General features: G+C 71.6%; 3 protein-coding genes and 1 pseudogene. 3 read left to right on the forward strand and 1 reads right to left on the reverse strand.

The genetic code is table 11. The features are described 5' to 3' along the window. Positions 1 to 827: pseudogene (locus tag ACO1BR_RS09020) on the reverse strand (2-isopropylmalate synthase); the annotation flags it as partial. A gap of 292 nt (positions 828 to 1,119) precedes the next feature. Here ACO1BR_RS09020 and ACO1BR_RS09025 point away from each other — a divergent pair. From ACO1BR_RS09025 to ACO1BR_RS09035, 3 genes are all read left to right on the forward strand, one after another. Continuing rightward, a complete protein-coding gene (locus tag ACO1BR_RS09025) occupies positions 1,120 to 2,205 on the forward strand; it encodes a M4 family metallopeptidase (RefSeq protein ID WP_426794497.1) in 1,086 nt (361 codons plus the stop codon). Between the two features lie 84 nt (positions 2,206 to 2,289). Further along, entirely contained in the window at positions 2,290 to 2,556 is a 267-nt protein-coding gene (locus tag ACO1BR_RS09030) for a protealysin inhibitor emfourin (RefSeq protein ID WP_426794498.1), read from the forward strand. 76 nt (positions 2,557 to 2,632) lie between these two features. Beyond that, the gene (locus tag ACO1BR_RS09035) at positions 2,633 to 3,994 is read left to right on the forward strand and encodes a GH1 family beta-glucosidase (RefSeq protein ID WP_426794499.1); all 1,362 of its coding nucleotides are present in this window, start codon (positions 2,633 to 2,635) and stop codon (positions 3,992 to 3,994) included. Positions 3,995 to 4,187: the final 193 nt, after the last annotated feature.

Consider the following 4,187-nt stretch of genomic DNA (forward strand, 5'->3'; position numbering starts at 1 on the left):
CCCCCCCCCCCGGTACCGCGGTCGTTGTGCGGGTGCACCGACAGGCATACGTGCTCGCGGCGGGAGAGGTTGCGGCTCATCCACTCGAAGCGGTCGGCGTGCGTGGACGGCGTCGAACGCTCCACGGTGGCAGGCAGGTTGAGGATGATCTCGCGGCCCTCCTCGGGCTGCCAGACGTCCATCACCCCCTCGCAGACCTCCAGCGCGAAGTCCAGCTCGGTGTCGGTGAAGATCTCCGGGCTGTACTGGTAGCCGAAGGCCGTCTCGTCGCCGAGCAGCTTGTCGGCGTACTCCATCACCAGCCGGGTGCCGTCCACGGCGATCTGCTTGACCTGCTCCTTCGAGCCGCGGAAGACGACCCGGCGGAAGGTGGGCGCGGTGGCGTTGTAGAGGTGGACGGTGGCGCGCCGCGCACCGACCAGCGATTCCACGGTCCGCTCGATCAGCTCCTCGCGGGCCTGGGTCAGGACGGAGATGGTCACGTCCTCGGGGATCGCGCCCTCTTCGATGATGGAGCGGACGAAGGCGAAGTCGGTCTCGCCGGACGACGGGAAGCCGACCTCGATCTCCTTGTAGCCCATGCGCACCAGCAGGTCGAACATCTCGCGCTTGCGGGCCGGCGACATCGGGTCGATCAGCGCCTGGTTGCCGTCGCGCAGGTCGGTGGAGAGCCAGCGGGGGGCCTGGGTGATGCGCCCGTCCGGCCAGGTGCGGTCGGGGATGTCCACGGCCTCGTAGGGGCGGTACTTGTGGATCGGCATCCCGGACGGCTGCTGCGTGCGGGTGGCGTTGGTGATCGGGGTGGGGCGGCCGACAGGCTGCGACATTGCGTAGGGCTCCTCGGGAGATCCGTAAGGACGGCCGACGGTCGAACGCAGCACCAGATCCCGCGGGGAGGGGGTCGGCCTACGACTACAGGCCCTCGCCGCGGCAGCTAAGGAGAAGCAGCCCGAAACGCATGATGTGCAGCACCCTAGCCGAGGTCGGTGGGATCCGGCGGACGCGTATCAGTATGCGGGACCGGAGGGACAGAGCGGAGAAAATGCGACCGACCACACGTTTTCGGGAATCTCGCCCAACGGCAGTGACAGGCGGATTACACAGTGCCACCGTTTGTCCATGGACCACAACGTGACCCGGAAGGGCACCGCCCCCACCACGCCCGCCTTCTGCACGATCGTGCCGCCGCACATCCTCGGCAACCTCGCCGACTCCGACGACCCGGAGCTGCACGGACCCGCCCGCAGCACCCTGGAGCACGACGCCGCGCACCGCACCCGGCGCACCGACCTCGCCGGCCGCTCGGTCGCCCCCAAGGAGGCCCGCGCCGCCGCCGACCAGCCCCACCGCACCATCTACGACGCCGGCCACCAGCAGAACCTCCCCGGCACCAAAGTCCACGCCGAGTCCGACGGCCCCTCCAAGGACGCCTCCGTCAACCGCGCCCAGGCGGGCCTCGGCGCCACCTTCGCGTTCTATCTGAAGGCATACGGCCGCAAGTCCATCGACGGCAAGGGCCTGCCGCTGGACGCCACCGTCCACTACGGCGTCAAGTACGACAACGCCTTCTGGGACGGCGAGCGGATGGTCTTCGGCGACGGCGACGGCCGGCTCTTCCGGGACTTCACCATCCCCGTCGACGTCATCGGCCACGAGCTGACCCACGGCGTCACCCAGTACACCGCCGCCCTCGAATACCAGGGCCAGTCCGGCGCCCTCAACGAGTCGATCTCCGATGTCTTCGGCTCGCTGATCAAGCAGTACGCGCTCGGCCAGACCGCCGACCAGGCCGACTGGCTGATCGGCGCGGACCTGCTCGCCCCCGGCGTCCACGGCAAGGCCCTGCGCTCCATGAAGGCGCCCGGGACCGCGTACGACGATCCCCAGCTGGGCAAGGACCCGCAGCCCGCGACGATGGACGGATACGTCAAGACCACCGACGACAACGGCGGGGTGCACCTCAACTCGGGCATCCCCAACCACGCCTTCTACCTCGCCGCCAGCGCCCTCGGCGGCAAGGCGTGGGAACGGGCCGGCCAGGTCTGGTACGACGTGCTCACCGGCGGCCACCTGGCCAAGAACGCCCAGTTCGCGGACTTCGCCGCGCTCACCGTCCAGGCCGCCCAGGCGCGCTACGGCGCGGGCGCGGAGCACGACGCGATGGTCAAGGCGTGGTCGCAGGTCGGGGTGACCGGGAAGAAGTAGCCCGGCGCCCGCGGGGCGGGGCGGCCGGGTGCCGTTCCCGCCCCTCGGCACGACTACCGCCGCCCCGCGGGGTAGGAGCCCGGTATGCGTATCCACATCCGGCGCACCGGCGGCTTCGCCGGCATCGAGCGCCGCGCCGAGGTCGACACCGACGGCCGCCCCGACGCCGCCGACTGGCAGGCCCTCGCCCACCGGGCCGTCGCCGACGCCCACCCCGTGCCCCCGCCCGGGGTGCCGGACGGCTTCCGCTACGAGATCACCGTCGACGGGAAGACGGTCCACTGCGCCGACCCCCACCTCACCGAGGACCAGCGGCAGCTGATCACGCGGCTACTGAACGAAGGCGCATAGCGCGCACCGGCCGACCAACTCCCCTGCCCCACCCACACCTTGACAGACATTACCGGCGGTTACGAGGATCCCGCCCATGACCACCGTGCCGGCGTCGTCGCCCCTCCCCCGCTTCCCCGACGGCTTCCTCTGGGGAGTCGCCACCTCCGCCCCGCAGATCGAGGGCGCGGTGGACGAGGACGGGCGGGGGCGGTCCACCTGGGACGTGTTCGCGGCACAGGCCGGGCACATCAAGGACGGGTCCGACGCCCGGGTGGCCACCGACCACTACCACCGCTACCGCGAGGACGTGGCGCTGATCGAGGAGCTGGGCGTCGGCGCGTACCGCTTCTCGGTGGCCTGGCCGCGCGTGGTGCCGGACGGCGCCGGTACGGTCAACGGAGCCGGGCTGGACTTCTACGACCGGCTGGTGGACACCCTGCTGGCGGCCGGGATCGCGCCTGTGCCGACGCTGTTCCACTGGGACACCCCGCAGGCCCTGGAAGAAGGCGGCGGCTGGCTCGCCCGGGACACCGCCGAGCACTTCGCGGCGTACGCGGACGCGGTGGCGGCCCGGCTCGGGGACCGGGTGGAGCGCTGGATCACCCTCAACGAACCGGCCGAGCTGACCCTGCTCGGCTACGGTCTGGGCCAGCACGCACCCGGCCGCGCCCTGCTCTTCGACGCACTGCCCGCCGCCCATCACCTTCTGCTCGGCCACGGCCTGGCCGTCCAGGCGCTGCGCGCCCGCGGCGCCACCGGCATCGGCATCGCCAACTCGCACGGCCCGACCTGGCCGGCGTCCGACTCCGCGGCCGACACGGCCGCCGCCGACCTCTACGACCTGCTCCTCAACCGGCTCTTCGCGGACCCGCTGCTGCTCGGCCGCTACCCGGACGACGGACTCGCGGCCCTGCTGCCGGGCCCGGTCGCCGACGACCTGGCGGTGATCTCCGCACCGCTGGACTGGTACGGGATCAACTACTACCAGCCGACCCGGATCGGCGCCCCGCTCCCGGACACGGCCGGCCCCGCCGACTTCGCCGGGATCGCGCTGCCGCCCGAACTCCCCTTCTCCCCGCGGAAGATCGAAGGCTACCCGCGGACCGCCTTCGACTGGCCGGTGGTCCCCGAAGCGCTCACCGAGCTGCTGCTGTCCTTCCGCGACCGGTACGGGGCGAGCCTGCCGCCGATCCTGATCACCGAGAACGGCTGCTCCTACGACGGCATCGACGACACCGAGCGGATCGCCTTCCTGGACGGGCACCTGCGGGCACTGCACCGGGCGATCGAAGCCGGCGCCGACGTCCGCGGCTACTTCGTCTGGACCCTGCTCGACAACTTCGAATGGGCCGAGGGATACGCGCAGCGATTTGGCCTCGTGCATGTCGACCCCATGACGCTGGCGCGGACGCGGAAGGCGTCTTTCCACTGGTTGCGGGGGGCGCTTCGCTTTTAGCCGGTCCGCTGCGCTTGGCTGGCTTCCCACGTTGTCGGCTTTCCCGCCGTGCGCCTGCGGCGGGGCGGCTTCCCACGTTGCCGGCTGTCCCGCCGTGGGAGTTGTTCGCCGTTGCGCCTGCGGCGGGCGGGGCCGCTGCGCGGGGCTGTCGGGGTGCGGTGACGGTCCTCCGGGGTGGGGTGTCCGGACTGCT

The sequence above is a fragment of the Streptomyces sp. YGL11-2 genome, assembly GCF_050054615.1.
Taxonomy (GTDB): Bacteria; Actinomycetota; Actinomycetes; order Streptomycetales; family Streptomycetaceae; genus Streptomyces.

Bases quoted from the DNA above. Each gene is read 5' to 3' on its own strand.
- ACO1BR_RS09025 (WP_426794497.1), top strand. From the start codon at position 1,120: ATGGACCACAACGTGACCCGGAAGGGCACCGCCCCCACCACGCCCGCC.
- ACO1BR_RS09030 (WP_426794498.1), top strand. From the start codon at position 2,290: ATGCGTATCCACATCCGGCGCACCGGCGGCTTCGCCGGCATCGAGCGC.
- ACO1BR_RS09035 (WP_426794499.1), top strand. From the start codon at position 2,633: ATGACCACCGTGCCGGCGTCGTCGCCCCTCCCCCGCTTCCCCGACGGC.